Consider the following 25057-nt stretch of genomic DNA (forward strand, 5'->3'; position numbering starts at 1 on the left):
GCTCCGCACCGACGGCAGCTACCAACCGGTATCGTTGGATCAATCATGCTGGTATTAAGCGTCGACACCGCGACACCCGCCGTGACAGCGGGATTGGTGGAACTGGAGCAGGCCGCACCGGGCGCGGCCACCGTCGGTGGCGACCGCTCGGCGGTCGCGCCACGCGACAGCGCAGGCGAACGCTTACCGGTCGCTCGATACAACACCCGCACCCTCGCCGCCCGCGTGCGAGTCGATCCGCGCGCGCATGCCGAGGTGCTCACCCCGCAGATTCTCGAATGTCTCAGCGAGGCAGGACGTTCCAGGGCCGACATCGACGCGGTCGTGGTCGGCATCGGGCCGGGCCCGTTTACCGGGCTGCGCGTCGGCATGGCGACGGCCGCCGCCTTCGGTGACGCGCTGGGCATTCCGGTGTACGGCGTGTGCAGCCTCGACGCGATCGCCGCCGACGCGGTGTCCGACCTCACACCCGGCAGCGAACTGCTCGTGGTCACCGACGCGCGCCGCCGGGAGGTGTACTGGGCGCGCTACCGCGACGGCGTGCGCGTCGCGGGTCCGGCCGTGACCAAGCCGAGCGAGGTGGATATGGCGCAGGCCACGGTGATCGCCGGGTCCGCCTCGCACGTCGACTTCTTCGACCTGCCCGTGCTTCCGGTGGAGACACCCTCGCCCGCCGGGCTGGTTCAGGTCGCCGCGGCGGAGTTGCTCGCGCGCACGGTGCCCGACGCGCTGGTGCCGCTGTACCTGCGCAGGCCTGACGCCGTCGAGAAGAGCTTTCGTACCCTCGACCGGACGGGAGCGTGACCCGATGACTATCCGAATCGAGCCGATGGTCACCGCCGACATCGAGCGCTGCGTCGAACTCGAGCAGCTGCTGTTCCCGGAGGACGATCCCTGGCACGCGGTGGCGTTCCAGTCGGAACTGGCCGCACCACACAATCGCTACATCACCGCCCGCGACGACGACGGGCGAATGGTCGGCTACGCCGGCGTGGCGCTGCTCGGTGATGACGAACACCCCGAGGCCGAGGTGCACACCATCGGCGTCGACCCGACCTGCCTGCGGGCCGGCATCGGCACGCTGCTGCTCGAGGCGCTGCTGGCCGAGGCGGGCAAGCGCGGCGGGCCGGTGTTCCTGGAAGTTCGCACCGACAACACCCCGGCGATCGCGTTGTACGCCAAGCACGGCTTCCACATCATCGGGTTGCGCAAGAACTACTACCATCCCAGCGGCGCCGACGCCTACACCATGCGCAGGCCCGCGTTGAGCGCGCTGCCCCTCCCGGACGAGGTCCTTTCGTGATCATCATGGGCATCGAAAGTTCCTGCGACGAAACCGGAGTCGGCATCGTGCGCAGGCACGACGACGGTAGCTGTGAACTGCTCGCCGACGAGGTCGCGTCCAGCGTCGACCAGCACGCGCGGTTCGGCGGCGTGGTGCCCGAGATCGCGTCGCGCGCGCATCTGGAGGCGATCGTGCCCGCGATGCGCCGGGCGCTGGCGACGGCGGGCATCGCCAAGCCGGACGCGCTGTGCGTGACGATCGGACCCGGTCTGGCCGGTGCGCTGCTGGTCGGTGCCGCGGCCGCGAAAGCCTATGCGGCAGCGTGGGATGTGCCGTTCTACGCGCTGAACCATCTCGGCGGGCATGTCGCGGTGGACACGCTGGAGCACGGCCCGATGCCGCCGTGCGTCGCGCTGCTGGTCTCGGGTGGGCATACGCATCTGCTGCATGTCACCGATCTGGCCGAGCCGATCATCGAGCTGGGAAGCACCATCGACGACGCGGCGGGCGAGGCGTTCGACAAGGTGGCGCGGCTGCTCGGGCTCGGTTTCCCCGGCGGTCCGGCGTTGGATGCCGCTGCCGCCCAAGGTGATCCGCGCGCGATCGCGTTCCCGCGCGGCATGACCGGGCCGCGGGACGCGCGCTACGACTTCTCCTTCTCCGGTTTGAAGACCTCCGTCGCGCGCTATGTCGAGTCGGCGCAGCGCAGCGGGTTGACCGCCGAGGACCTGCCGATCCCGGACATCGCGGCGTCATTCCAGGAGGCGGTTGCCGATGTCCTCACCATGAAGGCGGTGCGCGCGGCACAGGATGTCGGCGTCGACACGCTGGTCCTCGGTGGCGGCGCGACGGCCAACTCGCGGATCCGATCGATGGCCGAAGAGCGTTGCACAGCAGCAGGATTGACGCTGCGGGTGCCCAAGCCGCGGCTGTGCACGGACAACGGTGTGATGATCGCGGCGCTCGGCGCGCATGTGATCGCGGGCGGCGCGAAGCCGTCGCCGCTGACGGTGGCGACCGATCCGGGGTTGCCGGTCTCGGTCAGTCGAGTTGTCTGACACCTCGGTGTACTGGTTCGGGTTGGTGTGCTGAGAGATCTCCGATGGTGTGCTGTCCACGAGGTTTTGCGGGATGACCGGAGCAGTGCTGAGCGCGTGAGGTGGGGTTCCCGACCTTCGCTGCCGCGGCTTGGGTAGTGGAGGCGCGGGTTGGGAGCGGAAGGACTGGCTGTGGCGCCGTTTTCGAGCGCTTTCGCGGGAGCGGGGCTGTCGCGCGGGCGTTTTCGGTGCCATTGAATGTCCGATGCGCACTCTTTGTGCGGCCGAGCACCGTTTCCTTAACCCTCACACCAGGTATTGCGGGTGTGAGGGTCACAGAAACGGTGTTCGGCTGAAAGAGGGGGGTGGTTGCGGTCCTGCGTTCGGTGGAGGACGGGTGCTGGGCCCTGTCGCGCGCCTGCGGTTGACCGGTCAGTCGGAATCGCTGGATTGCCAAGGGCTGCCCACGCCGGGGTTCGTGGCCGAGCCCGAGTTCTGCCGGGGTGGCATCGGCAGGAATGAGTGTGCGGGAGTTTGGGTTGGCGCGGTTCGCTGGGTTGGCGTGGTGGGGCGGTTCTTGTCCTGGCCCGACGAACCCGGTTGCGGCCCAGCGGAGTTGCCGAACAGCGGGCCGAGCAGCTCCGGGAACGGGATGACCGGGAGGTTCGGGTCGGGGCGCAGCGTCGGCTGGGTCGGTGGGGTGGCCGGCGTCGGGGGCGGGGCGCTGGACGGGGTGCCGTGGTCCTGGGTGATCGATGGAATGTTGCCGCCCGGCGGGTGATTGGTGCTTTCCTGGTTCCGCCCACCGGTCGAGGTGCCCGCGCCGGTCGGCGCCACGATGCTGCCCGGGGCCGGCGGCAGCTGCGACACGCTGCTCGTGGTGCCCGCGGGGGAGACCTCGTCGTCCGAGGTGGGTGCGAAGGTCTTCACGCCGTAGCCGATGATCAGCCCGACCACCACGATCGCCCCGGCCAGCGTGCCGACCACCTTGGTGAAGGTGCCGACCGGCGCGTCAGAGCCGAGCGCGGCCACCGGGAACACCGACGGCTGTACCGAATCGGCCACCAGCGCGGCGCCTTTGGCGATCACCGCGTCGGGGTCCTCGACGGTGAACACCGGGACGTCCAGTTGCGCGGCGAGCGTGTCGACCACGGCGGGGATGTTGGCTCCGCCGCCGATCACCGTCACCGCCTGCGGGAACTTGGGCGCCCGGGCGAACACGGCGGCGGCGAACACGGCCGTCTCGCGCAGCAGGTCGGCGATCAGCTCCTCGAAGTCGGCCCTGGTCAGCTTGAGCGGCCGGCCCGCGACGTGGTCGATGGTGACGGCGGGCGCGATGGACAGGTGTTCCTTGGCCGCGCGGCCGCGATTGGTCAGCATGCCGCGGTTGGGGCGGGTGCCGCGCCGGGCGTAGTGCAGGTCGACCAGGTGGTGGTAGATGAGGTCGTCGATGGCGTTGCCGCTGATCGCGATCGTGCGCTCGGACCGGAGCACGGTGCCGTCGGCCTGGTCGGCGACCGTGACGCTGAGTCCGGTCGCGCCGAGGTCGATGACGGCGACGGTCTCGTAGCGGTCGAGCAGGCCGGTGTGCCGCAGGTAGGCGAGTGCCGCGGTGCCCTCCGGGACCAGCCGCAGTTCGCGCTGCTTGCCGGTGGCCGCGCGGATCGCCTGCGCCTGCTCCTTGCTGCGGTAGGCGACGGCGACGCTGGTGGGCGGGCGGCTGGTGGGCGGTTCCAGGTTGCGCGGCTGCGCGCCGGCGAAGCGCGCGCCGACCGGATAGCCCGCGTCGTGCGCGAGCTGCGTGGTGGGCAGCTGGGTGGTCATCAGCTCGATCGAGGACGCGACGAGATCGCCTAGGTCGGAGTGGGCCGCGTCGGCGGACACGACGCGGTAGTCGAAGCTCTGCGCGCCGTTCGACGCGGTGGCGACCAGCGCCGAGCACACGACCTCGGACCCGGCCGAGATACCGAGGGATGTTCGCATGTTCATTCACCTCCCTTCGAGCGGATGGTCTTGTGTCGCCGACCATCTCGAATGGACTGCCGAGTCGCCGTGTGGTCGACGGACGATCCGGACTGGAAACCCGTTCGGTCCCGTTATCCGGAGGGGTCGCGGGGACCGGCGATGGATCACGTGTGGCTAGCTCTCTGGTGCAGCTCTGATGGCTGGGGTCTTCTGTGACGCTGGGTGTTCGATGACGCCGGAACTTCGGATCACGCTGAGGTATTCGGTGACGCCGAGCGGTGTAGCGACGTACGTTCTGTGACAACCCCTGGTCTCCGACGGCACCGGTTCGTGACGAACACAGCGGTCGGACAGCGACCGTCGTCAATAGTGTCACAATCCGTTATCCGAACGTTACAGTTTTCCGGATCTATTGAAAACCCCTCCGGGCGTGCGTTGGGCGTGTCGGCGAACACGAAGGTTCGTGGCGATCTGAAATTGGCACATCCCGGCCTTGAGCGCTGGCACTCTCATGTATAGAGTGCTAGTCGGCACTGCTGATGTGCGCGGCCGGACTTTCGTCCGTTCGGTGCACTGAGCATTGCCAGGCATTTTTGACTACTGAGCAGGGGTCCCGGCACCCGCGACGACGGGGCTATGCGACAGGGTCAGCATCAAAAACCTGATACCGATGGTCCGGCACAACAGTTCCGGACGACATCCCCTGAAAGTGGAGGGCTCAACGTGGCGAGCGTGAACATCAAGCCGCTCGAGGACAAGATCCTCGTCCAGGCCAACGAGGCCGAGACGACGACGGCCTCCGGCCTGGTCATCCCCGACACGGCGAAGGAAAAGCCGCAGGAGGGCACCGTCATCGCCGTCGGCGAAGGACGCGTCACCGACAAGGGTGACCGCATCCCGGTCGACGTCAAGGAGGGTGACACCGTCATCTACAGCAAGTACGGCGGCACCGAGATCAAGTACCAGGGCGAGGAATACCTCATCCTGTCGGCGCGCGACGTGCTGGCCGTCGTCACCAAGTGACCCGCGCCCCGCGCGGTCGTTCCGGCGAGAGCCGGGATCGAGTGGTGACGTTCCATGCTCACCCGACCGCCGGGATCGAGTCGTCATGACACTGCCCCGGTTCCCCTGAGCGGGGACCGGGGCAGAGTCGTCTCAGCCGAGAGCGCTCGCGAGAGCGAATGCTCGAGGCCGCCCCGGAATCCAAGGAATAGGACTTATGGCAAAGCAGATCGAGTTCGACGAGAAGGCTCGCCGGGCTCTGGAACGCGGAGTCGACAAGCTCGCCGACGCCGTCAAGGTCACCCTCGGCCCGCGCGGCCGCCACGTGGTGCTCGCGAAGGCCTTCGGCGGCCCGACCGTGACCAACGACGGTGTCACCATCGCGCGCGAGATCGACCTGGAAGATCCGTTCGAGAACCTCGGCGCGCAGCTGGTCAAGAGCGTCGCCACCAAGACCAACGATGTCGCGGGCGACGGTACGACCACCGCGACCGTGCTGGCCCAGGCGCTGGTCCGGGCCGGCCTGAAGAACGTTGCCGCAGGCGCGAATCCGATCTCGCTCGGCTACGGCATCGCCAAGGCCGCCGACGCGGTCTCCGCGGCGCTGCTCGCCGCGGCCACCCCGGTGTCCGGCGAGAAGGCGATCGCACAGGTCGCCACCGTGTCCTCGCGTGACGAGGAAATCGGCGAGATGGTCGGCAAGGCACTGACCGTGGTCGGCAAGGACGGCGTCGTCACCGTCGAGGAGTCCTCGACCACGCAGACCGAACTCGTCGTCACCGAGGGTGTGCAGTTCGACAAGGGCTACCTGTCGCCCTACTTCGTCACCGACACCGACAGCCAGCAGGCCGTGCTCGAGGATGCGCTCATCCTGCTGCACCGCGAGAAGATCAGCTCGCTGCCGGACTTCCTGCCGCTGCTGGAGAAGATCGCCGAATCCGGCAAGCCGGTACTGATCATCGCCGAGGACGTCGAGGGCGAGGCGCTGTCCACCCTGGTGGTCAACTCGATCCGCAAGACGATCAAGGCCGTCGCGGTGAAGGCGCCGTTCTTCGGTGACCGTCGCAAGGCGTTCCTCGACGACCTGGCGGTGGTCACCGCGGGCACCGTGATCAACCCCGACCTCGGCATCAACCTGCGCGAGGCCGGCCTGGACGTGCTCGGCCAGGCGCGTCGCATCGTCGTCACCAAGGACGACACCACGATCGTCGACGGCGTCGGCACCAAGGAAGACATCGCGGCCCGCGGCGCGCAGCTGCGTCGCGAGATCGAGGCCACCGACTCCGACTGGGATCGGGAGAAGCTCGAGGAGCGGCTGGCGAAGCTGTCCGGCGGCGTCGCGGTGATCAAGGTCGGCGCGGCCACCGAGACCGCGCTCAAGGAGCGCAAGTACCGGGTCGAGGACGCGGTGAGCGCGGCCAAGGCCGCCGTCGAGGAGGGCATCGTGCCCGGTGGCGGCTCCGCGCTGGTGCAGGCGGCCGCGAAGCTGATCGAGCTGCGCGACTCGCTGTCCGGCGACGAGGCCACCGGCGTCGAGGTGGTGCGGACCGCACTGTCGGCGCCGCTGTTCTGGATCGCCACCAACGCGGGCGTCGATGGCTCCGTGGTGGTCAGCAAGGTCGCCGAGGGCAAGGAGGGCTTCAACGCCGCCACCCTCACCTACGGTGACCTGCTGACCGACGGTGTCGTCGATCCGGTGAAGGTGACCCGCTCGGCCGTCGTGAACGCGGCGTCGGTGGCGCGGATGATCCTCACCACCGAGAGCGCGATTGTGGAGAAGCCCGCCGAAGAGGCGCCCGACCACAGCCACCACGGTCACAGCCACTGAGCTGAAACCAGAGAAGGCCCTCGGACGTCGCGTCCGGGGGCCTTCGTTTTTCGAAATCCAGTGGGTTTCGTTTTTACGAAATCAAGAGGCTACGGGCGGTTGTTCGGCGGCGATGGCCGCGAGCAGCCGGGTGCGCAGCGTGGCGGGCGGTGGGGTCGCCGTCGCGCTGGACAGCACGGCGAGCGCTTCTCTCGTCTGCCCGATCTCGGTGATGAACTCCGCGCGTAGGGCGGGGTCGTCGGAGTCGAGCAGTTCCTGCACCTCATGGTGATCTACGTCGTCGATCGATCCGAGCGCGACGGTGTGCGCGAGATCGACCTGGCGTTCGTTCATCTCACGTCACCCCCAAACTTCTTTTGAGTCGTGTCAATCCGTCCCGAATTCGGGACTTAACGGTCGGTAACCCTACTCCGAGATACAGTGCGACCTCCGCGTAGGTCCGCCCGCCGTAGTAGGCGAGCGTGATGGCCTCTCGCTGGGTCTCGGTCAAGGTCGCGAGTCCATCGAGGACGGCCTGCTGTTCGAGCCTTCGCTCTACTTCTTCGGTTACCTCGTCGAATTCGTTACCGAGAACCCGTATTCCGTAGGCGACCTCGCGTTGGGTGTGTGCCTGCTCGGCGCGCACCCGGTCGACGGCTCGCCGGTGGGCGAGCGTCATCAACCACGTCACGGCCGATCCCTTGTCGGCGTCGAAACTCGCTGCCGTACGCCAGATCTGCAGGTAGACCTCCTGCGTCGTCTCTTCGGCGTAGCCGGGGTCGTGCAGGACGCGCAGCACCAGACCGAAGACGCGTGCGGACGTCCGGTCGTATAGCTCGGCAAAGGCTTCCTGGTCGGACTCGCCGCAACGATGTAGCAGGTCGGCGAGTTCGATGCTCTCGGCGGCGCGGGCCGTAACCGCAGAATCCACACCGGGTGGGAAGGCATCTCTTCGGAACGAGTCGCCCTCTGCGGCCGGCTGCCGCGTTGTCACAACGCTCCATTCTGTGTCATCGGTCACCACCGTAGCGGGTCGCTATGACCTCCCTTCGGCTGGGGTGTCGGCAAACCACCTGTGGCCCAGCGACTTTGCGGAAAACTTCGACACGCCAGGTCGCGCTCAGAGGAGACACGCCGTGACACGCCGATAGCTAACCGCGAAACGCAGGGCTCGACAGGGTGTGCGGCTTCGGGTGGTCGCCGCCGCAGGCGTGGCGGTGGTGACCGCGTATTGCCTGCCGGTTGTTTGCTAGGGATTCGGCGCGCCACACCCCGCGGATGGGAACAATTTCAACTACACCGCCATGCGTCGCCGATTGCGGCGGGCGTGCATCTCGCGTTCGGTCTCGGACATGCCGCCCCAGATGCCGTAAGGCTCGCTGACTTTGAGGGCGTGGCTGCGGCACTGCATCAGTACCGGGCAGGCCCGGCAGATCTCTTTGGCACGCATCTCGCGTGCGGTACGGGCTCGGCCACGTTCGCCGTCGGGATGGAAGAACACGGCGGAGTCCTGCCCGCGGCAGGACCCTCGCATCTGCCAATCCCAGACATCGGCGTTCGGCCCGGGGAGGTGGGTCGGCATGGGCATTGTGTGAACTCCTCGTGGTGCGAGCTCGTCAGCGTTGTCGAGCAGTTGTTCTGCAAAAGTGTGGTAGGCCACTGCGCTGTGTCGGCGGGTGCCCCTGTGCTCGCCCGTTGCGGTCGCTGCAATTTCGCGCGGCGCCGACCGTGGCGATGAGCTACGTTAGGTCCAGCCGCGAAATTCCGTCAATAGTTCGGCGCAGCAGTTTCCCAAATCTTAGGCTGCGAAATTTAACCTTTGAGCTGTTTACTTTTCGCATTGGTTCCGGCGATACTGATCGGTTGACCAGTGGCCCATGGCTCGCCGCTGCTTCGGCCTGGGACCTATTTCCGCTGGTAGACCCTATTTTTAGGGGCAATGCTCCGATCAGAGCTCTCCGGCGGCCGGGTGGGCGTGGTCACAGCGCCGCACGGTGGCGGGTGATGCGAGCAGATCCGAGATGGCGGAAACGGGGCATTGAGGTTAATTGCGCGAAACGCGTGTGAATTCCGAACGCGGGCGCTCGGTGATTGCCGGTACGAGATTTACCTGATGGAAACATCGTATAGAGATCAGAAATGCTGAGTGGTTGCCGGTTGGTCGGGCCAGGTCTTTCTCCCGGCCATCTTGTCCCGGCCCGGTATACAGTTTCGGCCGTGTTCGCACCTGCTCCGCTCGGAGATACCCGATTCGAGATACTCGCCGAGAGCGCCTTCGGCGCGCACCCCGGTCGGGCCGCTGCCGAGTTGCCGACCGCGCCCGACGCGCTGGGTTCTTGGTATCGGGCGGTGATTCTGGGTGGTCAGGGTCGATATGCCGCGGCACGCGCCGAATTGCGAATTGTCCGCGCCCGCAGCACCGATCCGATTGTGCTTTCGCTGGCCGCGAGTACCGAGGGTTCGCTGCTGCGCCAGCTCGGCTGGCATGCCCGCGCCGCCGCCCTCGACGGTCGGGCCGCCGCCCTGCTCTCCGTGCGGTCGATGGGGGACCGCGCCGTCGCCGGGCCCGCCGACTATCCCTTCGACCGCGGCGACGCGATCTGCGACGCGCTGACCGGTCTCGCGGCCGACGCGCTCGGCCTCGGCCGGGTCGCGCTGGCCTGGCGGCTGCTCGGCCGCGCTGCGGAAGTGGTGCCGGATGACCGGCTCGGTTGGCGGCCCGCCATTCGCAGGCAGTGGGTCAGCGCCGAAACCTCGCTCGCCGCAGGCGCTGTCGGGCCGGCCGGCACGCATGCGGCGGCGGCGCTCGAACTCGCCGAGCGCGGACCGTCGGTGCGGCATCTGATCAAGTCCCGGCTACTGGTCGCCGCGGCGACCGCGGTGGCGGGGGAGCATGACCGGTCTCGCGAGCTCGCCGAGCAGGTTGCCGAGGAATGTCGCGAACATGGCATGTTGCCGTTGCGCTGGGCGAGCGCGATGCTGCGCGAGGGGCTCGGCAGCCCCGGCGCCGCGGCGGAGGCCACGGACTGTGCCGCGACCATCGCCCGACGTGGCGGTCGGTTTCGTCCGGCGACGGCGGCGCAACCGACCGGTTAGCTGTCGCAAAGCTTTTAAGCGGGACTACATCAGGTTGTGCGGGGCCTGTGCGGCAAAGGGCGACCGTGTTGCCTTGTTCCGAGCGCTGTATCGCTATTGTTAGATCCGTTCCGCCGCTTCGGCGGAAGCACTGGTCATCACCGACCGTGCCACTTGTAACGCCGGGAATCTCTCTGACGATGACGAACATGGGCGAAGAGTTGGACCTCGCCGTCACTGCGGCTGCGCAGGGCGACAGATCCGCTTTAGCTCAGGTGCTGGAGATGATCCGCCCGCTCGTGGTGCGTTATTGCCGCGCGCGGATCGGAGCCGCGGAGCGTGGGCAGCTCTCCGCGGATGACGTTGCGCAGGAGGTCTGTTTGGCCGTGATGACCGCCTTGCCCAGGTATCAAGACCAGGGCAGGCCCTTCATGGCCTTCGTTTACGGAATCGCTTCGCACAAGGTCGCCGACGCCCATCGCAATGCCGCCCGTAACAAGGCGGAGGCAATGGCCGAAGTACCAGATGTCATATCCACCGACCATGGTCCGGAACAACGAGCTCTCGAATCGGAGACGAGCAGGCAGATGAACCGTCTGCTCGCGACGCTCCCCGAGAAACATCGAGAGATCCTGATCCTGCGATTGGTCATGGGTTTGTCAGCCGAAGAAACCGCAGTCGCCGTGGGCAGTACGGCGGGGGCGATACGAGTGGCCCAGCACAGGGCACTCGCGAAACTGAAGTCTCAAGTGGCGAGGGCAGGTGAAATGTATGGCTAGGGATGGCGAGCGCGGTCGGGGTGACTGGAAAGCGCGGCTTGGATCGCGAAACAGCGGTCCCTACGCCGACGCGTCCGGAGACACCGGTCCGGTCGACATCGCCGCGGTACGCCGCGACGACGCGTTGATCGACGCTATTGCAAGCGATGGCCAGGTACGGACCGACAGCGCGGAGGAATATCAGCTCGCGGCATTGCTCGCGGACTGGCGAGCGGAGCTCATCGCTCCACCGATGACCGCAGAGCCTGATCTGGATGCGATCGTTGCCGCGGTCAACCAGGAGATCGGCGCACGGCAGTTCAGCAACAGGGCGCAAGGCAGCAGCCGACTGCGCTACATTCGCCCGCTGCTGGGGACCGCGGCGGCACTCGCCCTGGTCATCGGCGGCGTGACGGCGTTCTCGTACGGCTCCCAGCCCGGCGATCCGCTGTGGAATCTCAAGGAAGTCGTCTTCAGTCAGGCGGCGCAGAGCACCGTGGCGCAGCGGGCGGGCACCGATCTGGATGAAGCGGGGAAGCTGATCAACCAGAACCCGGTGCAGGCCAAGGCCCGCCTCGAGTCAGCGAAGGCGAATGCCGACCAGGTCGACAGCCCGGAGAAGCACGACAAGCTGATGACGGAGTGGCAGCGCCTCGTCGATCGGCTGCGCGCCAGTGGCTACGGTGACCTGGCCGACCAGCTGGATCAGGGCACCTCGGGCAAGCCGACCGAACCGTCGACGAGCACCGGCCCGACGACGACGAAGCCGGTCCCGGCCGAATCCTCGGCGACGATTCTGCAGACGAAACCGTCGCAGCCGAGCGACAAGCCGACCGAACCCACCACCGAACCGGCGACGCCGCCGAGCGAGGACAAGCCGACTCCGCCGACGGTGACCACACCGCCGCCGACGGTGGAGCCGACCACCACGCAACCCCCGGCGACGCCGACCACCGTGTCCAAGCCCACTGTGGTCGAGCCGACCAATGACAACGGCGGCCAGACCCAGCAGCCGCCGACTCGGGTACCGACGCAAGGCAATCCGGCTACCACCTTCGTCATACCGTCCGGGGTCGGCGGCGCGGCGACGCCGAGCTAGCAACCCGCGAGAAACTCGAAACAAGACAAGAACCGATTGCCGAGTGGCGGTCGGTTTTCTGTCTGTCCGGGGGTGTTATGCCCAGCATCGGAATCGTGCATAGGTGCGTCGAAGATCACAGCGTCATACGCCACGTCACGCGGGCTCCCGGAAGGGACGCGTCATCGGTTCGGTGTCACGAACCTCAGTTGTCGAACCCTTCGAATCCGTCGCCGTGGAAGGCCTCGTTCATCGAGGCGTCCGCGTATCCCCGGCAGTAGTCCCAGGTGACGTACGCTTCCGGCGTCGGATCGTAGGCGGGCTCGTGTGGGCGCACGGTGCCGTCCACCAACAGTTGAAGTAGGTTGGCGCGCAACATGTCCCAGTCGTGGTAGTGATCCTGCCGACAGTCTTCGCAGCTCACCACGAGTCCGCGGATACCGCGGTGCGCTAGTAGCGCCTCGTAGACGGCCAGATCGGCGAGATCTTCCTCGACCGCAAGGCGCTCGTGGGGATCCAGCGGCTCACCGGGCTCGATGGCGTCGAGCGCGGCGGACGGGTCGGAGGGGTCTCCGGCGAACGGATCCGGCGGCAAGCCAGGTGGTAGATGGTCACGCACATCCCCACGGTACGCAGAACAGGGTGGTCTGCGCCAGCTATGTCGGCCGCAAGTTTCGCCGGTGCTCACCCTTCCCCAGTCGACTTCGCCCCCTTGCCGTCCCTCGGCGCGTACCCTTCCCAGTCCCCGGCCAGCGCCCGGTGGGCTCACTTGGCCGACGAGTTTGCGGGACAGATACCATGGTCTCAGGCCCCGGCGAGCACCCGACACGATTCCCGGAGCCACCAGTCCATCCCATCAGCTGCGCGCGGCGCCGGAGACCCCGGCGCTGGTCGCTGTCGACGTCCAGGAGGGGTCGATCCGAATGAGTAATCCCGTATCGGGCGAACGCACCGCTGTCCGCCCATCTACGGGTGGTGACGATCCGAACAAGATCGCCATGCTCGGCCTCACATTCGACGATGTGCTGTTGCTGCCCGCCGCCTCGGATCTCATCCCCAGCTCTGTGGAGACCTCCAGCCAACTGACCCGGGATATCCGGCTGCGGACCCCGCTGGTCAGTTCCGCGATGGACACGGTCACCGAAGCGCGGATGGCCATCTCGATGGCCAGGGCGGGCGGCATGGGCGTGCTGCACCGCAACCTGTCCGGCGCCGACCAGGCCGCCCAGGTGGAGACCGTGAAGCGGTCCGAGGCCGGGATGGTCACCGACCCGGTCACCTGCCGCCCGTCGGACACCCTCGCCGAGGTGGACGCGATGTGCGCCCGGTTCCGTATCTCCGGTCTGCCGGTGGTGGACGAGGTCGGCAGCCTTGTGGGCATCATCACCAACCGCGACATGCGTTTCGAGGTCGACCAGAACCGCCGGGTCGAAGAGGTGATGACCAAAGCGCCGCTGATCACCGCGCAGGAGGGCGTCACCGCCGAGGCCGCGCTCGGCCTGCTGCGCAGGCACAAGATCGAGAAGCTGCCCATCGTCGACGGTAACGGCAAGCTGCGCGGGCTCATCACGGTCAAGGACTTCGTCAAGACCGATCAGTACCCGAACGCCACCAAGGACCGCGACGGCCGCCTGCTGGTCGGCGCCGCGGTCGGCGTCGGCGACGACGCCTGGTCGCGCGCCATGACGCTGTCCGACGCCGGCGTCGACGTGCTCATCGTGGACACCGCGCACGGCCACCAGGCCCAGGTGCTGCAGATGGTCACCAAGGTCAAGGCCGAGGTCGGCGACCGGATCCAGATCGTCGGCGGCAACGTCGCGACCAGGGCCGGTGCCCTCGCGCTCGTCGAGGCGGGCGCGGACGCGGTGAAGGTCGGCGTCGGTCCCGGCTCCATCTGCACCACCCGCGTGGTCGCCGGTGTCGGCGCGCCGCAGATCACCGCGATCCTGGAGGCCGTCGCGGCCTGCAAGCCGCACGGTGTTCCGGTGATCGCCGACGGTGGCATCCAGTTCTCCGGCGACATCGCCAAGGCGATCGCCGCGGGCGCGTCCACCGTGATGCTCGGCTCGCTGCTCGCGGGCACCGCCGAATCGCCGGGTGAGCTGATCCTGGTGGGCGGCAAGCAGTTCAAGAGCTACCGCGGCATGGGTTCGCTCGGCGCGATGCAGGGCCGCGGCCAGGCCAAGTCCTTCTCCAAGGACCGCTACTTCCAGGACGACGTGCTCGCCGAGGACAAGCTGGTCCCCGAGGGCATCGAGGGCCGGGTGCCGTTCCGCGGACCGGTCAACCAGGTCATCCACCAGCTCGTCGGCGGCCTGCGCGCGGCCATGGGCTACACCGGCTCGCAGTCCATCGCGCACCTGCAGGACGCGCAGTTCGTGCAGATCACTGCGGCGGGGCTCAAGGAGAGCCACCCGCACGACATCACGATGACCGTCGAGGCCCCTAACTACACTGGTCGCGGCTAGCCTGCCGGAACAAGGCCAGCCGCGACCTGTTCGGGGATGAGGCCGATGGCACACGAAGCCCTGGGCCAGTCCGCCGACACCCGGCACCGACCGCGCACGCGACGAGCTGCCGGGCGCCGGCGGCTAGCCTGTGCCGCGACTTCCCGTCACAAGCATGGCCACCACAGCGCGAGTCTTACGAGCGCCGTTCGTGGCCCGTCGCGCGTCCGAGCTGTCGAAGCGCATGCGCCCGCAGGCGCGAGTCTCGACGGCTCGGACGCGCGACACCCCGGGGCCACGAACACGCCGCGCCCGCGCGGCCGAAGATAGGAGTACAGACGTGCGCGACATGGTCGAGATCGGCATGGGCCGGACCGCCCGGCGTACCTATGAGCTGGACGATATCGACATCGTTCCCTCGCGCCGGACCCGATCGTCGAAGCAGGTGTCGCTGTCCTGGCAGCTCGACGCCTACCGCTTCGAGATCCCGTTCCTCACGCACCCGACCGACGCGCTGGTCTCGCCGGAGTTCGCCATCGAGCTCGGCCGCCTCGGCGGGCTCGGCGTCATCAACGGCGAGGGCCTGTGGGCCAGGCACGCGGATGTCGCAGCGAAGATCGACCAGCTGCTCGAGCTCGTCGGCAAGGGCGGCTACGAGCGGGCCGTGTCGCTGCTGCAGGAGCTGCACGCCGCGCCGATGCAGCCCGAGTTGCTCGCCGCCGCGGTCGCGCAGGTCAAGGCGGCCGGGGTGACCGTCGCGGTGCGGGTGAGCCCGCAGAACGCTCGCGCGCTGACTCCCGCGCTGGTGCAGGCCGGCGTCGACCTGCTGGTCGTGCACGGCACCATCATCTCCGCCGAACACGTCGGCGACGGTGAGCCGTTGAACCTCAAGACCTTCATCGCCGAGCTGGACGTGCCCGTGGTGGCGGGTGGCGTCAGCGACCACCGCACCGCGCTGCACCTGATGCGCACCGGCGCGGCGGGCGTCATCGTCGGCTACGGCTCGTTCCAGGGCGCGACCACCACCCGCGAGGTGCTCGGCATCGGCGTGCCGATGGCCACCGCGATCGCCGACGCCGCCGCCGCGCGCCGCGACTACCTCGACGAGACCGGTGGGCGCTACGTGCACGTCATCGCCGACGGCGACGTGGAGACCTCCGGCCAGTTGGCCAAGACGATCGCCTGTGGCGCGGACGCCGCGATGCTCGGTGTGCCGCTGGCGGTTTCCGCCGAGGCGCCCGGCCGCGGCTGGTACTGGCCGTCGGCCGCCGCGCACCCCTCGGTGCCGCGTGGCTCGCTGCTCGGCGTCGAGTGGGACCTGGACGAGGGCACCGGCGACTCGGTGCGCCCCAGCCTGGAGCAGGTCCTCTACGGCCCCTCCGACGACCCGTTCGGCTCGCTGAATCTGGTTGGCGGCCTCCGCCGTTCGATGGCGAAGGCGGGCTACTCCGACCTCAAGGAGTTCCAGAAGGTCGGGCTCAGCGTTCGCGGGTGAGCCCTACCGTGCGTGGGACGGAGTGATCCGTTCGCGCAGGAACTGCCGCATGGCGATGTTGACCGGTTCGGGGTGCGTCATGGTGACCGCGAGCCGGGCGCCTGCGATCTCGACGTAGCTGGCGGCGGTGAGGCCCTGCGTCAGCTGCCTGGCCCGGTCGGGCGGGATGCCGCTGTCGGTGGCGTGAATCACCAAGGCGGGGCAGGTGATTTCGGACAACCGCTCCAGCACCGAGTCCCGACTGAGCAGGCAGCCCGCCGCGACCTCGATGCCGCGGCACTCGCGCAGCAGCCAGCGGGTGGTCCAGATCGTGCGGTACCACTTGTCGTCGCCGATCAGCCAGGACGCCAGCTGATTGACCGCCTGCTCGCGCGAGCCGTCGTCGTACCACTGCTCCAGGAACTGCTGGGTGGCGTCGGACTGCTCGGCGGTCGGGCCGTTGGCCTCGGTGCTGATCAGGATCAGCGCCGATACCCGTTCCGGTGCGATGAGCGCGGTGCGCAGCGCGGTGAAGCCGCCCTGCGCGGTGCCGCCGACCACCGCGCGCTCGGCGCCGAGGTGGTCGAGCACGGTCAGCGCGTCGCGCGCGGCGGTCCAATAGGTGAACGGCAAACCCTCGTCTCTGGTGCGGCCGTGGCCGCGCGCGTCCCACGAGACGATCCGGAATTCCGGTGACAGCGCGGCCATCTGAGCCGCGAACATGGTCCGATCCATGAAGAATTCATGTGCTAGCAGCACCACCGGGCCGCTCCCGCCGCTGTCCTCGTAGTGGATGTCGGCGTCGATCGCGCGGGCGAATGGCACGAGCACGAGAATAGCCAGCGGCACGGGGGCGGGTGGGGCGATTTGCTGGCTCGCCTTTTTGCTTGCTGGAGCTGGGCACGGCGAAGCTGCTGTGCCGATGGTTCGCCCGTGTTGCCGCGTCACTAAACTGTGCTGGTGGCAGATACACAGAGACCGGTCCTCGTCGTCGACTTCGGCGCGCAATACGCACAGCTGATCGCCCGGCGGGTCCGCGAGTCGAGTGTGTTCTCGGAGGTGATCCCGCACACCACCACGGTGGAGGAGATCGCCGAGAAGCAGCCGCTCGCCGTGATCCTGTCCGGCGGCCCGTCCAGCGTGTATGCCGACGGCGCACCGCAATTGGACGCGCGGCTGTTCGATCTCGGCATCCCCGTCTTCGGCATCTGCTACGGCTTCCAGGCGATGGCGCAGGCGCTCGGCGGCACCGTCTCGCACACCGGCACCCGCGAATACGGCCGGACCGAGCTCAGTGTCGACGGTGGCGTGCTGCACGGCGGCCTGCCCACCATCCAGCCGGTCTGGATGAGCCACGGCGACGCGGTCACCGACGCGCCCGCGGGCTTCGAGGTCACCGGCACCTCCGCCGGCGCCCCGGTCGCCGCGTTCGAGGACCGAGCCCGGCGCCTGGCCGGTGTGCAGTACCACCCGGAGGTTCTGCACTCGCCGCACGGGCAGCAGGTGCTCAGCCGGTTCCTGCACGAGATCGCCGGCATCCGCGCCACCTGGACCCCGGCCAACATCGCCGAGTCGCTGATCGCCGCGGTGCGCGAGCAGATCGGGACCGGGCACGCGATCTGCGGGCTGTCCGGCGGGGTCGATTCCGCGGTCGCCGCCGCGCTGGTGCAGCGCGCCATCGGTGACCGGTTGACCTGTGTGTTCGTCGATCACGGCCTGTTGCGGGCCGGGGAGCGCGAGCAGGTGCAGCAGGACTTCGTCGCGGCGACCGGTGCCAAGCTGGTGACCGTCGACGCGGTGGACAAGTTCCTCGGTGAGCTGAAGGGCGTCACCGATCCGGAGGAGAAGCGCAAGGTCATCGGGCGGGAGTTCATCCGGTCCTTCGAGGACGCGGTCTCCGAGGTCGTCATCGAGCAGAGCGACGGCGCGACGCCGAAGGTCGAGTTCCTGGTGCAGGGCACCCTGTACCCGGACGTCGTCGAGTCCGGCGGTGGCAGCGGCACCGCGAACATCAAGAGCCACCACAACGTCGGCGGGCTGCCGGACGATCTGGAATTCGAGTTGGTCGAGCCGCTGCGCCTGCTGTTCAAGGACGAGGTGCGCGCGGTCGGCCGCGAGCTCGGGTTGCCCGAGGAGATCGTCGGCCGCCAGCCGTTCCCCGGCCCCGGCCTCGCCATCCGCATCGTCGGCGAGGTCACCGAGGATCGACTGGTCACGCTGCGGCAGGCCGACGCCATCGCGCGCGAGGAGCTCACGGCGGCCGGGCTGGACAAGCAGATCTGGCAGTGCCCCGTCGTGCTGCTCGCGGACGTGCGCAGCGTCGGCGTGCAGGGCGACGGCCGCACCTACGGTCACCCGATCGTGCTGCGCCCGGTGTCCAGCGAGGACGCGATGACCGCCGACTGGACCCGGCTGCCCTACGAGGTGCTCGAGCGGATCTCCACCCGGATCACCAACGAGGTAGCCGAGGTCAACCGGGTCGTGCTCGATGTGACCAGCAAGCCGCCGGGCACCATCGAATGGGAGTGAATCCCCACTAGCGCAACAAGAATGGCCCGTCCTTTCGAGGACGGGCCATTCTTGTCTGGTCGATCAGCGGTGTCTGCGCGGGGAGACCACCAGCACGATGCCGATGATGATGGCGGCGAGCACCACGATCCAGCCGATCGGGACCGCGCTGGACGCGGGCCACGACTCGGGGCCGACGAAGGCCCACGCGCTCACGCCGAGCGCGAGCAGGCCGATGATGAGCAGCGAGGCGGACGGGCCGCGGCGCGACTCGGTTTCGGTGGACTTGTCAGCCACGGTGGACCTCCGCGTTTCCGGCTCGGACGTTGACATTCAGGTCGAGCACGTGGGCGCCCGGCGTGTTCGGTCCGCTGATGCCGTTGTCGCACTTGGCATCCCCCATGGTCGCGGTGCACTTGGTGCGCACCGTCATGCCCGCGGGCACCCACATCTGGAAGTCGCCCATCTGCACGTCGACATCGACGGTGCGGTTCTCGGTCAGGTTCAGCTGCCGCAGATCCAGCGTGCCGGATCCCATCGTCACCCGGTAGTGCGAGTCGAGCTGGTCGGCCGAGGTCGGTGTCCAGACGTGCTCGCCCATCGCGCCGCGGTTGAAGTCGATCGGGCCGATCGCCGAGGCGAGCAACACGAACCCGGCCAGCGGGGCGGTCAGCACCAGCAGGCCGTAACCGCGCCGCAGGAACGCGCCGAGCACCAGGCCGAGGCCGATCACGGCCAGCGCCACCGCCGCGATCCGGCCCGGCGTCATCCACTCGACGCCCGAGGCGGCCAGCGCGCCCGCACCGGCGGCGGCGAGGATGGCCAGGCCGATGATCACCGGGGTCAGCCGGGAGCGCGGGCGCTTCGGCGGTGCGGCGACGATGGTGCGGACCGGGGTCGGCTCGGGCAGATCCCAGGCGAGCGGGGCGACGCCGAGCGGATCCCAGGAGGGTGGGGTCGGGCGGCCGATGGTGGCCGGGGTCGGGGGCTTCAGCGCGGAGGTGGACGAGTCTTTGCTGAGCGAGGGGGTGTGGCCTGGTGCGGCCGACGTGTCGGAAGTGGTTGAGCCCGAGCCGCTTCGGGTGTCGAGCACCGCGGTGGCGTTGTCGTTCTTGTCGAGCAGCACGGTGTCGGCTGCGGATTCGCCTGGTGCGTCGCCCTTTTCGAGTCGCGCTCCATCGTTGTCAGCGTCCTTGTGCAGCAGGACGGTCTCCGCGTCGACACGTTGTACGTGGTCGCTCGGTCCGGAATCACGGTGTGGCGGTACGGTTTCGGTGCCGGTGGGCGCCTCCGGGGTGTAGGCGTCCGGCAACTTCGTATACGGCGTGTACATGCTGGTCGGCGGCACATACCTATCGCCTGCGGTGCGCTGGGCGCCCGGTGGGAAGACCGCGCCGGGGTAGCCGGTCGCCATGATGCCGCTGTCCGCGATGAGCCCGCTGAACTCGCTGGTGGTGCCCGGTGGCGGCTCCGGATTGCGCAGGTGCAGCATCCACCAGCCGGCCAGCATCAAGGCCATGCTGATCAGCCCCGAGCCGCCGAGGCCGACGCCGACCGGGCCCATCGTGCTCACCGCGATGGCCAGCGCGACGATCAACACGATCGTCTTGGTCTGCGACTGCGAGCTCTGTCCCTTGCCGATCAGCGACTCCGCCGCCGACGACTCGTCACCGGCGGCGCTGAACAGCAGCCAGGCCAGCAGGTAGAGCACGACCCCGGAGCCACCGAATATCGCGGACACCACGAACGCCACCCGCACCAGCACCGGATCGACGTTGTACCGCTGCGCGAACCCGGCCGCCACGCCGGCGATCGGCCCCTGCCGAGGCAACCGTGCCGGGCGGGTACGCCAGATCTGCTGGAGCTGATCCCCGAAGCTCGTTTTCGTCATGGTTTCCATCCTGTGCCTGACCAGCACATCCACACATCGGGGAGAACCCTGAAGATTCTCCTGATCCTTTTGGAGACGCACGCTCAGACCATCATCCGCTGAATAGCAGAAGATCAGGGAGATTCCTGATGGCTAGCTGTCGTCCGGACGTGCCACTATCGAGAGCATGTACCCGTCTGCGCCCTCGTTCGATGCCCGAGGGTTCGATGCCGCGCGGGGGTTCGATGCCGGGCGCGGTTTCGGACCCGCGCCGGTGTTGCACCCGGCGCAGCCGCCGCATGCCCGGATGGTGCGGCGCTCGGGTGGGCGGATCGTCGGCGGGGTGGCGGGCGGGCTCGCCGATCACCTCGGGATCGACGTGTTCAAGGTGCGGATGGCCTTTGTGCTGTTGTCCGCGTTCGGCGCGGGCATCGTCTCCTACGGGCTGCTGTGGATCTTCACCCCGGGCGGCTCGGATGTGGCGAAGGCGTCCGGCTCCGAACGTCGCCAGGCGATCGGGCTGGCGCTGCTGGGCATCAGTCTTGCCGTCGGCGTGTCGTGGCTGTTCAGCGGGACCGCGGCGAATGTGATCGCGCCCATCATCGTGGTCGCCATCGGCGCGGCGCTGGTGTGGCGGGAGTACGACGCGGACGGTCCGCGCTCGCTGCTCGGCCTGCCTGCGCGTCCCTCGGTGGTGACCTGGGCGCGCATCGTCGCGGGCGGCACGCTGATCGTGGCCGGGCTCGGTGTGGTGGTGCTGGCCAGGATCGATCTGAGCTCGCTCGGGTCCGCGTTGATCGCGGTGGCCGTCACGCTGGTCGGGGCCGGGCTGCTGACGGTGCCGCTGTGGTTGCGGATGATGCGGGCGTTGAACGCGGAGCGGTCGGCTCGCATCCGCAATGAGGAACGCGAGGAGATCGCCTCGCACCTGCACGATTCGGTGCTGCAGACGCTGGCCCTGATCCAGCGCCAGGCCGAGGACCCGCAGGAGGTGGTGCGACTGGCCCGCAGCCAGGAGCGCGAACTGCGCAAGTGGTTGTTCGAGGATTCCGGTCCCGCGCAATCGAGCCTGGCCGCCGCGCTGCGCACCATCGCAGGCGAGGTGGAGGACCAGCACGGTGTGAAGGTGACCCCGGTGACCGTCGGCGATGTGTCGATGGACATCGGTGAGACCGGTGCTGGCCTGCCGAAGGAACACTTCACCGCACTGCTCGGCGCGAGCCGGGAAGCGCTGGTCAACGCCGCCAAGCATGCGGGGGTGCCGGAGATCGATCTGTTCGCCGAGACCGAGCCGCACCAGGTGAGCATCTTCGTGCGCGACCGCGGCGCCGGTTTCGACACCACCGCGGTACCGCAGGACCGGCAGGGTCTGGCGAAGTCCATCCGCGGCCGGATCGAACGCCGCGGCGGACAGGTGGAGATCCTGTCCACGCCCGGCCGCGGCACCGAGGTGCGAATCACCATGCCGCGCACCGATTCCGGTGGTGAAGACGACCAGGACGTGGACGAGGCGGCGGCGACAGTCGACGCCGAGCAGATACCGGAGCCGGTACATCCCGGGCAGTGACAGGTTTCGCGACCGTTGTTTTCAGTGAGTTAGGTCGACTCGCATCTACATGTGGTACCGATGTGGGTGTAGGCGGCCCGTGGGCGGCCTGCGCGCCAGGGTGGGTCGGTCCACCGACAATTGAGGAGAAGCAGGTGGCCGTGCGGGTCTTTCTTGTTGACGATCACGCAGTGTTCCGGTCGGGTGTGCGAGCGGAGTTGAGCAGGGAAACCGACATGGAAGTTGTCGGCGAAGCCGGTGGGGTTGCTGAAGCGATCGCGGGCATCAAGGCGACGAATCCCGATGTGGTGCTGCTCGATGTGCACATGCCCGACGGTGGCGGTGTCGCGGTGCTCGCCGGCATCGAAGCGGGACCGGTGTGCCTGGCGCTGAGCGTGTCCGATGCCGCCGAGGATGTCATTGCGGTGATCCGGGCGGGCGCCAGAGGCTATGTGACCAAGACGATTTCGGGGGCCGAGCTGGCCGACGGTATTCGCCGGGTGTCCGGTGGTGACGCGGTGTTCAGCCCGCGGCTCGCCGGTTTCGTACTCGACTCGTTCACCGGGAAATCGCAGGTGCCCGAGCCGCCGCTCGATCCGGAACTGGATTCGCTGACCCCGCGCGAGCTCGAGGTGCTGCGGCTGCTCGCCCGCGGCTACACCTACCGCGAAATCGCCGAAAACCTGTTCATCTCAGTGAAAACCGTGGAAACGCACGCTTCCAACGTGCTCCGCAAAACGCAGCAGTCCAACCGCAACGCGCTCACCCGCTGGGCCCACCACCGCCGCATCGACTGACTCCGGCAACCGCGTTGCCGAGGTTTACATCACCGCGATGATGATCGCGATGATGATGATCAGGCCGATCAGCAGCCCGACGGCGATCGCCAGCGGCGCGTTGCTCGCCTGCGGTGGCTTGGTCCGCTGCGGCGCGGGCGCCGCAGCGGCACCGGCCGGAGCGCGGTGCGGTCGGGGCAACGGGGTCGAGTGCGGGCTGCGCAGGCCGGACGCCGAATTTCGCGCCGCCCAGGCCGGAATCGTGCCGTCCTCGGTGCGCACCGGCGCGCCGAGAATGTAGGGCCCGGTGCCGGGACCGAAGGCGGCGGTGAGGATTTCGTCCCTGGCCTCGGCCATCGTCGGCCGTCGCTGCGGCGCCGGCTCCAACATGTGCAGCAGCGCCTCGGTGAGCATGCCGCTGCGGGTCGGCGGAATGATCTGCGCCATGGCCGCGCGATGCACCAGCACATCGCTGTCCTCGTCGAGACCGAACGGCGGCTGCCCCTCGATCGCGGTGTACAGCGTTGCGCCGAGGGAGAATACGTCGCTGGCCTTGGTCGGCTGCGCGCCGCGCGCCACCTCCGGCGGTAGGTAGGCGGGGGTGCCGGTGATCACGCCATCGGGCTCGTCGGAGTGCTCGCCCGCGCCGCGCGAGATGCCGAAGTCGCTGAGCTTGGCCATGCCGACGATCGGACCGCGGTCGGCGACAAGGATATTGCCCGGCTTGATGTCGCGGTGCGTGATGCCGGCCGCGTGCGCGGCGGCCAGCGCGTCGGCGACCTGCGCGCCGATCTGCGCAACCTCGATCGGCGGCAGCGTGTCGACCAGCGCGAGCGCCTTGGCCACGTTGCGCGAGGGCAGGTGCTCCATCACCAGCCAGGGCTCGCCCGCCTCCAGCACCACGTCGTACACGGCGATCGCGTGCTCGTGCGAGAGCTTGGCCGCGACCCGGCCCTCGTGCATGATCTGCGCGCGGATCTCGTTGGCCTCGGCCTCATCCAGCCCGGCTGTCGAGATGACCTGCTTGATGGCGACGTCCCGGTCGAGCAGCCGGTCGTGCGCGAGCCAGACCGCGCCCATGCCACCGCCACCCAGCTTCGACTGCAGCCGGTAGCGGCCGGCAACAAGATAGTCGGGGCCGACAATGGGACGAGCGCGTTCGGTCACGGTGCGAGGGTAGCGGAAAACAGGGTGGCCTACGGGGTTTGCTGACACGAACGGCCGCCGTTTCTATGCCTCGTTCGGTAGTCGATCTGTCCGCTGGCGCCTGCCGTGGTGGTCGGCACGGTCGGCGGCGTTCGTCACTGTGACAGCGGGTTGTCCGGTTCGCCGCCGCGATAACGGCTGAGCAACCGGCCGACCAGCGGTTACAACGGCATCGTTGCGAAATCGCGGTGGTGGGGGTGGGGCCTTGACGGAACCCGGGGGTCGGTTTCTACTGAGCAGGTATCGAACGTATATTCGATACGGATCGATAGCTGAATCGGTGCTGATCCCTCGTCAAGGGGTCGTTCCGTGCGCGTCGCCTCGGGTCCATCGTGGGAAGTAGGTGGTAGGGATGGGTTCGGATGCGAAACCGCAGGAGGGGGCACAACCGCGGGCAAGACCGCGCGCGGCAGGGCAGGAGAGCCAGCCGACGCTGGCTGAGCTGCGCCGAAGAATGGCCGCGATACCCGGTCGCGGCGAGGCGGCGGTCGAGCGCATTCCGCTCGACGCCGAGCTGCGCCGGGAGTCGCTGGCCGTGCCGCCCGCGCTCGCTGGGCTGTTGCCCGGCGGTGGCCTGGCGAAGGGGTCGGTGGTGTCCTACACGGGTGCGCGTTCGCTGCTCGCCGGCCTGCTCGCCGCGGTGACCGAGGACGGCGGGCATGCCGCGGTGGTCGGGGTGCCCCGGCTCGGCCTGCTCGCGGCGGTGGAGATGGGCGCTCAGCTGGAGCGACTGGCCGTGATCCCCGACCCCGGCCCGGATCCGGTGGAGGTGGCCGCCGTGTTGCTCGACGGCCTCGACCTGGTCGTGCTCGGCCTCGGCGGCACCGCCGTCGCACCCGCCCGCACCCGCGTGATCGCCGCCCGCGCCCGCAACAAGGGTGCCACCCTGGTGGTTACCGACGGCCGCTGGCCCGGCGCCGCCCTGCACCTCGACGCCCGCATCGCCGGTTACGCGGGCCTCGGTCACGGCCGCGGCCGCCTGCGCTCCCTCGGTGTCGAGGTCGAAGTGCGCGGCAAGGCGGGCCCGCCTCGCAGCGGTCGCCTGGACTTGCGTTCGAACTCCGGCCGAGTCGAATGGGCGCTGCACGAAACACCCACGCGCACCGCGATACCGGTCGATGCCAATGAGGCGGTCTCGTGACGGCGGAGCTACGGCCGCTCGCCCCTGCGCTGGGCGGAATGTGCTCAGCTCCCGCGCTTCCAACACTCGATTCGGCCGCTCG

At 68.5% G+C, this 25057-nt stretch carries 23 protein-coding genes; 14 read left to right on the forward strand and 9 right to left on the reverse strand.

Annotation, left to right across the window (positions count from 1 at the left end):
• Positions 1-45: 45 nt before the first annotated feature.
• From tsaB to tsaD, 3 genes are read left to right on the forward strand one after another with little or no spacing between them, the layout of a single operon-like run.
• Positions 46-804 (forward strand): tRNA (adenosine(37)-N6)-threonylcarbamoyltransferase complex dimerization subunit type 1 TsaB, encoded by a 759-nt coding sequence (gene tsaB / locus ABZ942_RS26405; RefSeq protein ID WP_357386396.1) that lies wholly within the window; start codon positions 46-48, stop codon positions 802-804.
• A 4-nt stretch (positions 805-808) separates the two neighbouring features.
• Entirely contained in the window at positions 809-1303 is a 495-nt protein-coding gene (gene rimI, locus ABZ942_RS26410; protein WP_357386398.1) for a ribosomal protein S18-alanine N-acetyltransferase, read from the forward strand.
• On the forward strand, positions 1300-2343 hold the full coding sequence (gene tsaD, locus ABZ942_RS26415) for a tRNA (adenosine(37)-N6)-threonylcarbamoyltransferase complex transferase subunit TsaD (RefSeq protein ID WP_357386400.1): 1044 nt from the start codon (positions 1300-1302) through the stop codon (positions 2341-2343). The genes rimI and tsaD overlap by 4 nt, the downstream gene beginning before the upstream one ends.
• Before the next feature lie 411 nt (positions 2344-2754).
• Here tsaD and ABZ942_RS26420 read toward each other — a convergent pair whose 3' ends face one another.
• Positions 2755-4305 (reverse strand): Hsp70 family protein, encoded by a 1551-nt coding sequence (locus ABZ942_RS26420; RefSeq protein ID WP_357386402.1) that lies wholly within the window; start codon positions 4303-4305, stop codon positions 2755-2757.
• Between the two features lie 705 nt (positions 4306-5010).
• Between ABZ942_RS26420 and groES the strand changes: the two genes are divergently transcribed.
• Complete coding sequence (gene groES, locus ABZ942_RS26425) at positions 5011-5310, forward strand: co-chaperone GroES (protein WP_014981824.1); 300 nt, start codon at positions 5011-5013, stop codon at positions 5308-5310.
• A 196-nt stretch (positions 5311-5506) separates the two neighbouring features.
• The gene (gene groL, locus ABZ942_RS26430) at positions 5507-7117 is read left to right on the forward strand and encodes a chaperonin GroEL (RefSeq protein ID WP_357386404.1); all 1611 of its coding nucleotides are present in this window, start codon (positions 5507-5509) and stop codon (positions 7115-7117) included.
• Positions 7118-7198: 81 nt separating this feature from the next.
• Here the strand turns inward: groL and ABZ942_RS26435 are convergent, their stop codons facing one another.
• From ABZ942_RS26435 to ABZ942_RS26445, 3 genes are all read right to left on the reverse strand, one after another.
• Entirely contained in the window at positions 7199-7450 is a 252-nt protein-coding gene (locus ABZ942_RS26435; RefSeq protein ID WP_357386406.1) for a hypothetical protein, read from the reverse strand.
• 1 nt (position 7451) lies between these two features.
• A complete protein-coding gene (locus ABZ942_RS26440; protein WP_357386408.1) occupies positions 7452-8027 on the reverse strand; it encodes a sigma-70 family RNA polymerase sigma factor in 576 nt (191 codons plus the stop codon).
• Positions 8028-8390: 363 nt separating this feature from the next.
• On the reverse strand, positions 8391-8684 hold the full coding sequence (locus ABZ942_RS26445; protein WP_014981828.1) for a WhiB family transcriptional regulator: 294 nt from the start codon (positions 8682-8684) through the stop codon (positions 8391-8393).
• A 629-nt stretch (positions 8685-9313) separates the two neighbouring features.
• Between ABZ942_RS26445 and ABZ942_RS26450 the strand changes: the two genes are divergently transcribed.
• The 3 genes from ABZ942_RS26450 to ABZ942_RS26460 all read left to right on the forward strand — a co-directional run bounded on the left by ABZ942_RS26450 (position 9314) and on the right by ABZ942_RS26460 (position 12028).
• A complete protein-coding gene (locus ABZ942_RS26450; RefSeq protein WP_357386411.1) occupies positions 9314-10192 on the forward strand; it encodes a hypothetical protein in 879 nt (292 codons plus the stop codon).
• A gap of 179 nt (positions 10193-10371) precedes the next feature.
• Positions 10372-10950: a sigma-70 family RNA polymerase sigma factor gene (locus tag ABZ942_RS26455; protein WP_357386413.1), complete on the forward strand. Its 579-nt coding sequence runs from the start codon at positions 10372-10374 to the stop codon at positions 10948-10950.
• A complete protein-coding gene (locus ABZ942_RS26460) occupies positions 10943-12028 on the forward strand; it encodes an anti-sigma-D factor RsdA (RefSeq protein ID WP_357386415.1) in 1086 nt (361 codons plus the stop codon). Before ABZ942_RS26455 ends, ABZ942_RS26460 begins: the two co-directional genes overlap by 8 nt.
• A 184-nt stretch (positions 12029-12212) precedes the next feature.
• Here the strand turns inward: ABZ942_RS26460 and ABZ942_RS26465 are convergent, their stop codons facing one another.
• On the reverse strand, positions 12213-12626 hold the full coding sequence (locus ABZ942_RS26465; RefSeq protein WP_357386417.1) for a DUF5319 domain-containing protein: 414 nt from the start codon (positions 12624-12626) through the stop codon (positions 12213-12215).
• A gap of 304 nt (positions 12627-12930) precedes the next feature.
• Here ABZ942_RS26465 and guaB point away from each other — a divergent pair, with 304 nt between their 5' ends.
• Together guaB and ABZ942_RS26475 are read left to right on the forward strand one after the other, a co-directional pair.
• Positions 12931-14475 carry an IMP dehydrogenase gene (gene guaB, locus ABZ942_RS26470; protein WP_357386419.1) on the forward strand — a complete coding sequence of 515 codons (1545 nt, stop codon included), beginning with the start codon at positions 12931-12933 and terminating at the stop codon, positions 14473-14475.
• Between the two features lie 319 nt (positions 14476-14794).
• Positions 14795-15949, forward strand: coding sequence for a GuaB3 family IMP dehydrogenase-related protein (locus tag ABZ942_RS26475; RefSeq protein ID WP_357386421.1), 1155 nt, complete (start codon positions 14795-14797; stop codon positions 15947-15949).
• 3 nt (positions 15950-15952) lie between these two features.
• Here the strand turns inward: ABZ942_RS26475 and ABZ942_RS26480 are convergent, their stop codons facing one another.
• Positions 15953-16753, reverse strand: a complete 801-nt coding sequence (locus ABZ942_RS26480) for an alpha/beta fold hydrolase (RefSeq protein WP_357386423.1) — start codon at positions 16751-16753, stop codon at positions 15953-15955.
• 135 nt (positions 16754-16888) lie between these two features.
• Here ABZ942_RS26480 and guaA point away from each other — a divergent pair, with 135 nt between their 5' ends.
• Positions 16889-18457 carry a glutamine-hydrolyzing GMP synthase gene (guaA, locus tag ABZ942_RS26485; RefSeq protein WP_357386425.1) on the forward strand — a complete coding sequence of 523 codons (1569 nt, stop codon included), beginning with the start codon at positions 16889-16891 and terminating at the stop codon, positions 18455-18457.
• A 63-nt stretch (positions 18458-18520) separates the two neighbouring features.
• Here the strand turns inward: guaA and ABZ942_RS26490 are convergent, their stop codons facing one another.
• Together ABZ942_RS26490 and ABZ942_RS26495 are read right to left on the reverse strand one after the other, a co-directional pair.
• Positions 18521-18733, reverse strand: coding sequence for a hypothetical protein (locus ABZ942_RS26490; RefSeq protein ID WP_357386427.1), 213 nt, complete (start codon positions 18731-18733; stop codon positions 18521-18523).
• Complete coding sequence (locus tag ABZ942_RS26495; protein ID WP_357386429.1) at positions 18726-20336, reverse strand: PspC domain-containing protein; 1611 nt, start codon at positions 20334-20336, stop codon at positions 18726-18728. The genes ABZ942_RS26490 and ABZ942_RS26495 overlap by 8 nt, the downstream gene beginning before the upstream one ends.
• Before the next feature lie 277 nt (positions 20337-20613).
• On the opposite strand from ABZ942_RS26495, the gene ABZ942_RS26500 reads away from it, so the two are divergent.
• Positions 20614-21873 (forward strand): PspC domain-containing protein, encoded by a 1260-nt coding sequence (locus ABZ942_RS26500; RefSeq protein ID WP_357386840.1) that lies wholly within the window; start codon positions 20614-20616, stop codon positions 21871-21873.
• A gap of 140 nt (positions 21874-22013) precedes the next feature.
• Positions 22014-22649 (forward strand): response regulator transcription factor, encoded by a 636-nt coding sequence (locus tag ABZ942_RS26505; protein ID WP_357386842.1) that lies wholly within the window; start codon positions 22014-22016, stop codon positions 22647-22649.
• Between the two features lie 24 nt (positions 22650-22673).
• Here ABZ942_RS26505 and ABZ942_RS26510 read toward each other — a convergent pair whose 3' ends face one another.
• A complete protein-coding gene (locus ABZ942_RS26510; protein ID WP_357386431.1) occupies positions 22674-23795 on the reverse strand; it encodes a serine/threonine-protein kinase in 1122 nt (373 codons plus the stop codon).
• Between the two features lie 493 nt (positions 23796-24288).
• On the opposite strand from ABZ942_RS26510, the gene ABZ942_RS26515 reads away from it, so the two are divergent.
• Positions 24289-24975, forward strand: coding sequence for a hypothetical protein (locus ABZ942_RS26515; protein ID WP_357386844.1), 687 nt, complete (start codon positions 24289-24291; stop codon positions 24973-24975).
• Positions 24976-25057 lie beyond the last annotated feature (82 nt).

Origin of the sequence: Nocardia sp. NPDC046473 (genome assembly GCF_040645995.1) — a bacterium.
Classification (GTDB): domain Bacteria; phylum Actinomycetota; class Actinomycetes; order Mycobacteriales; family Mycobacteriaceae; genus Nocardia.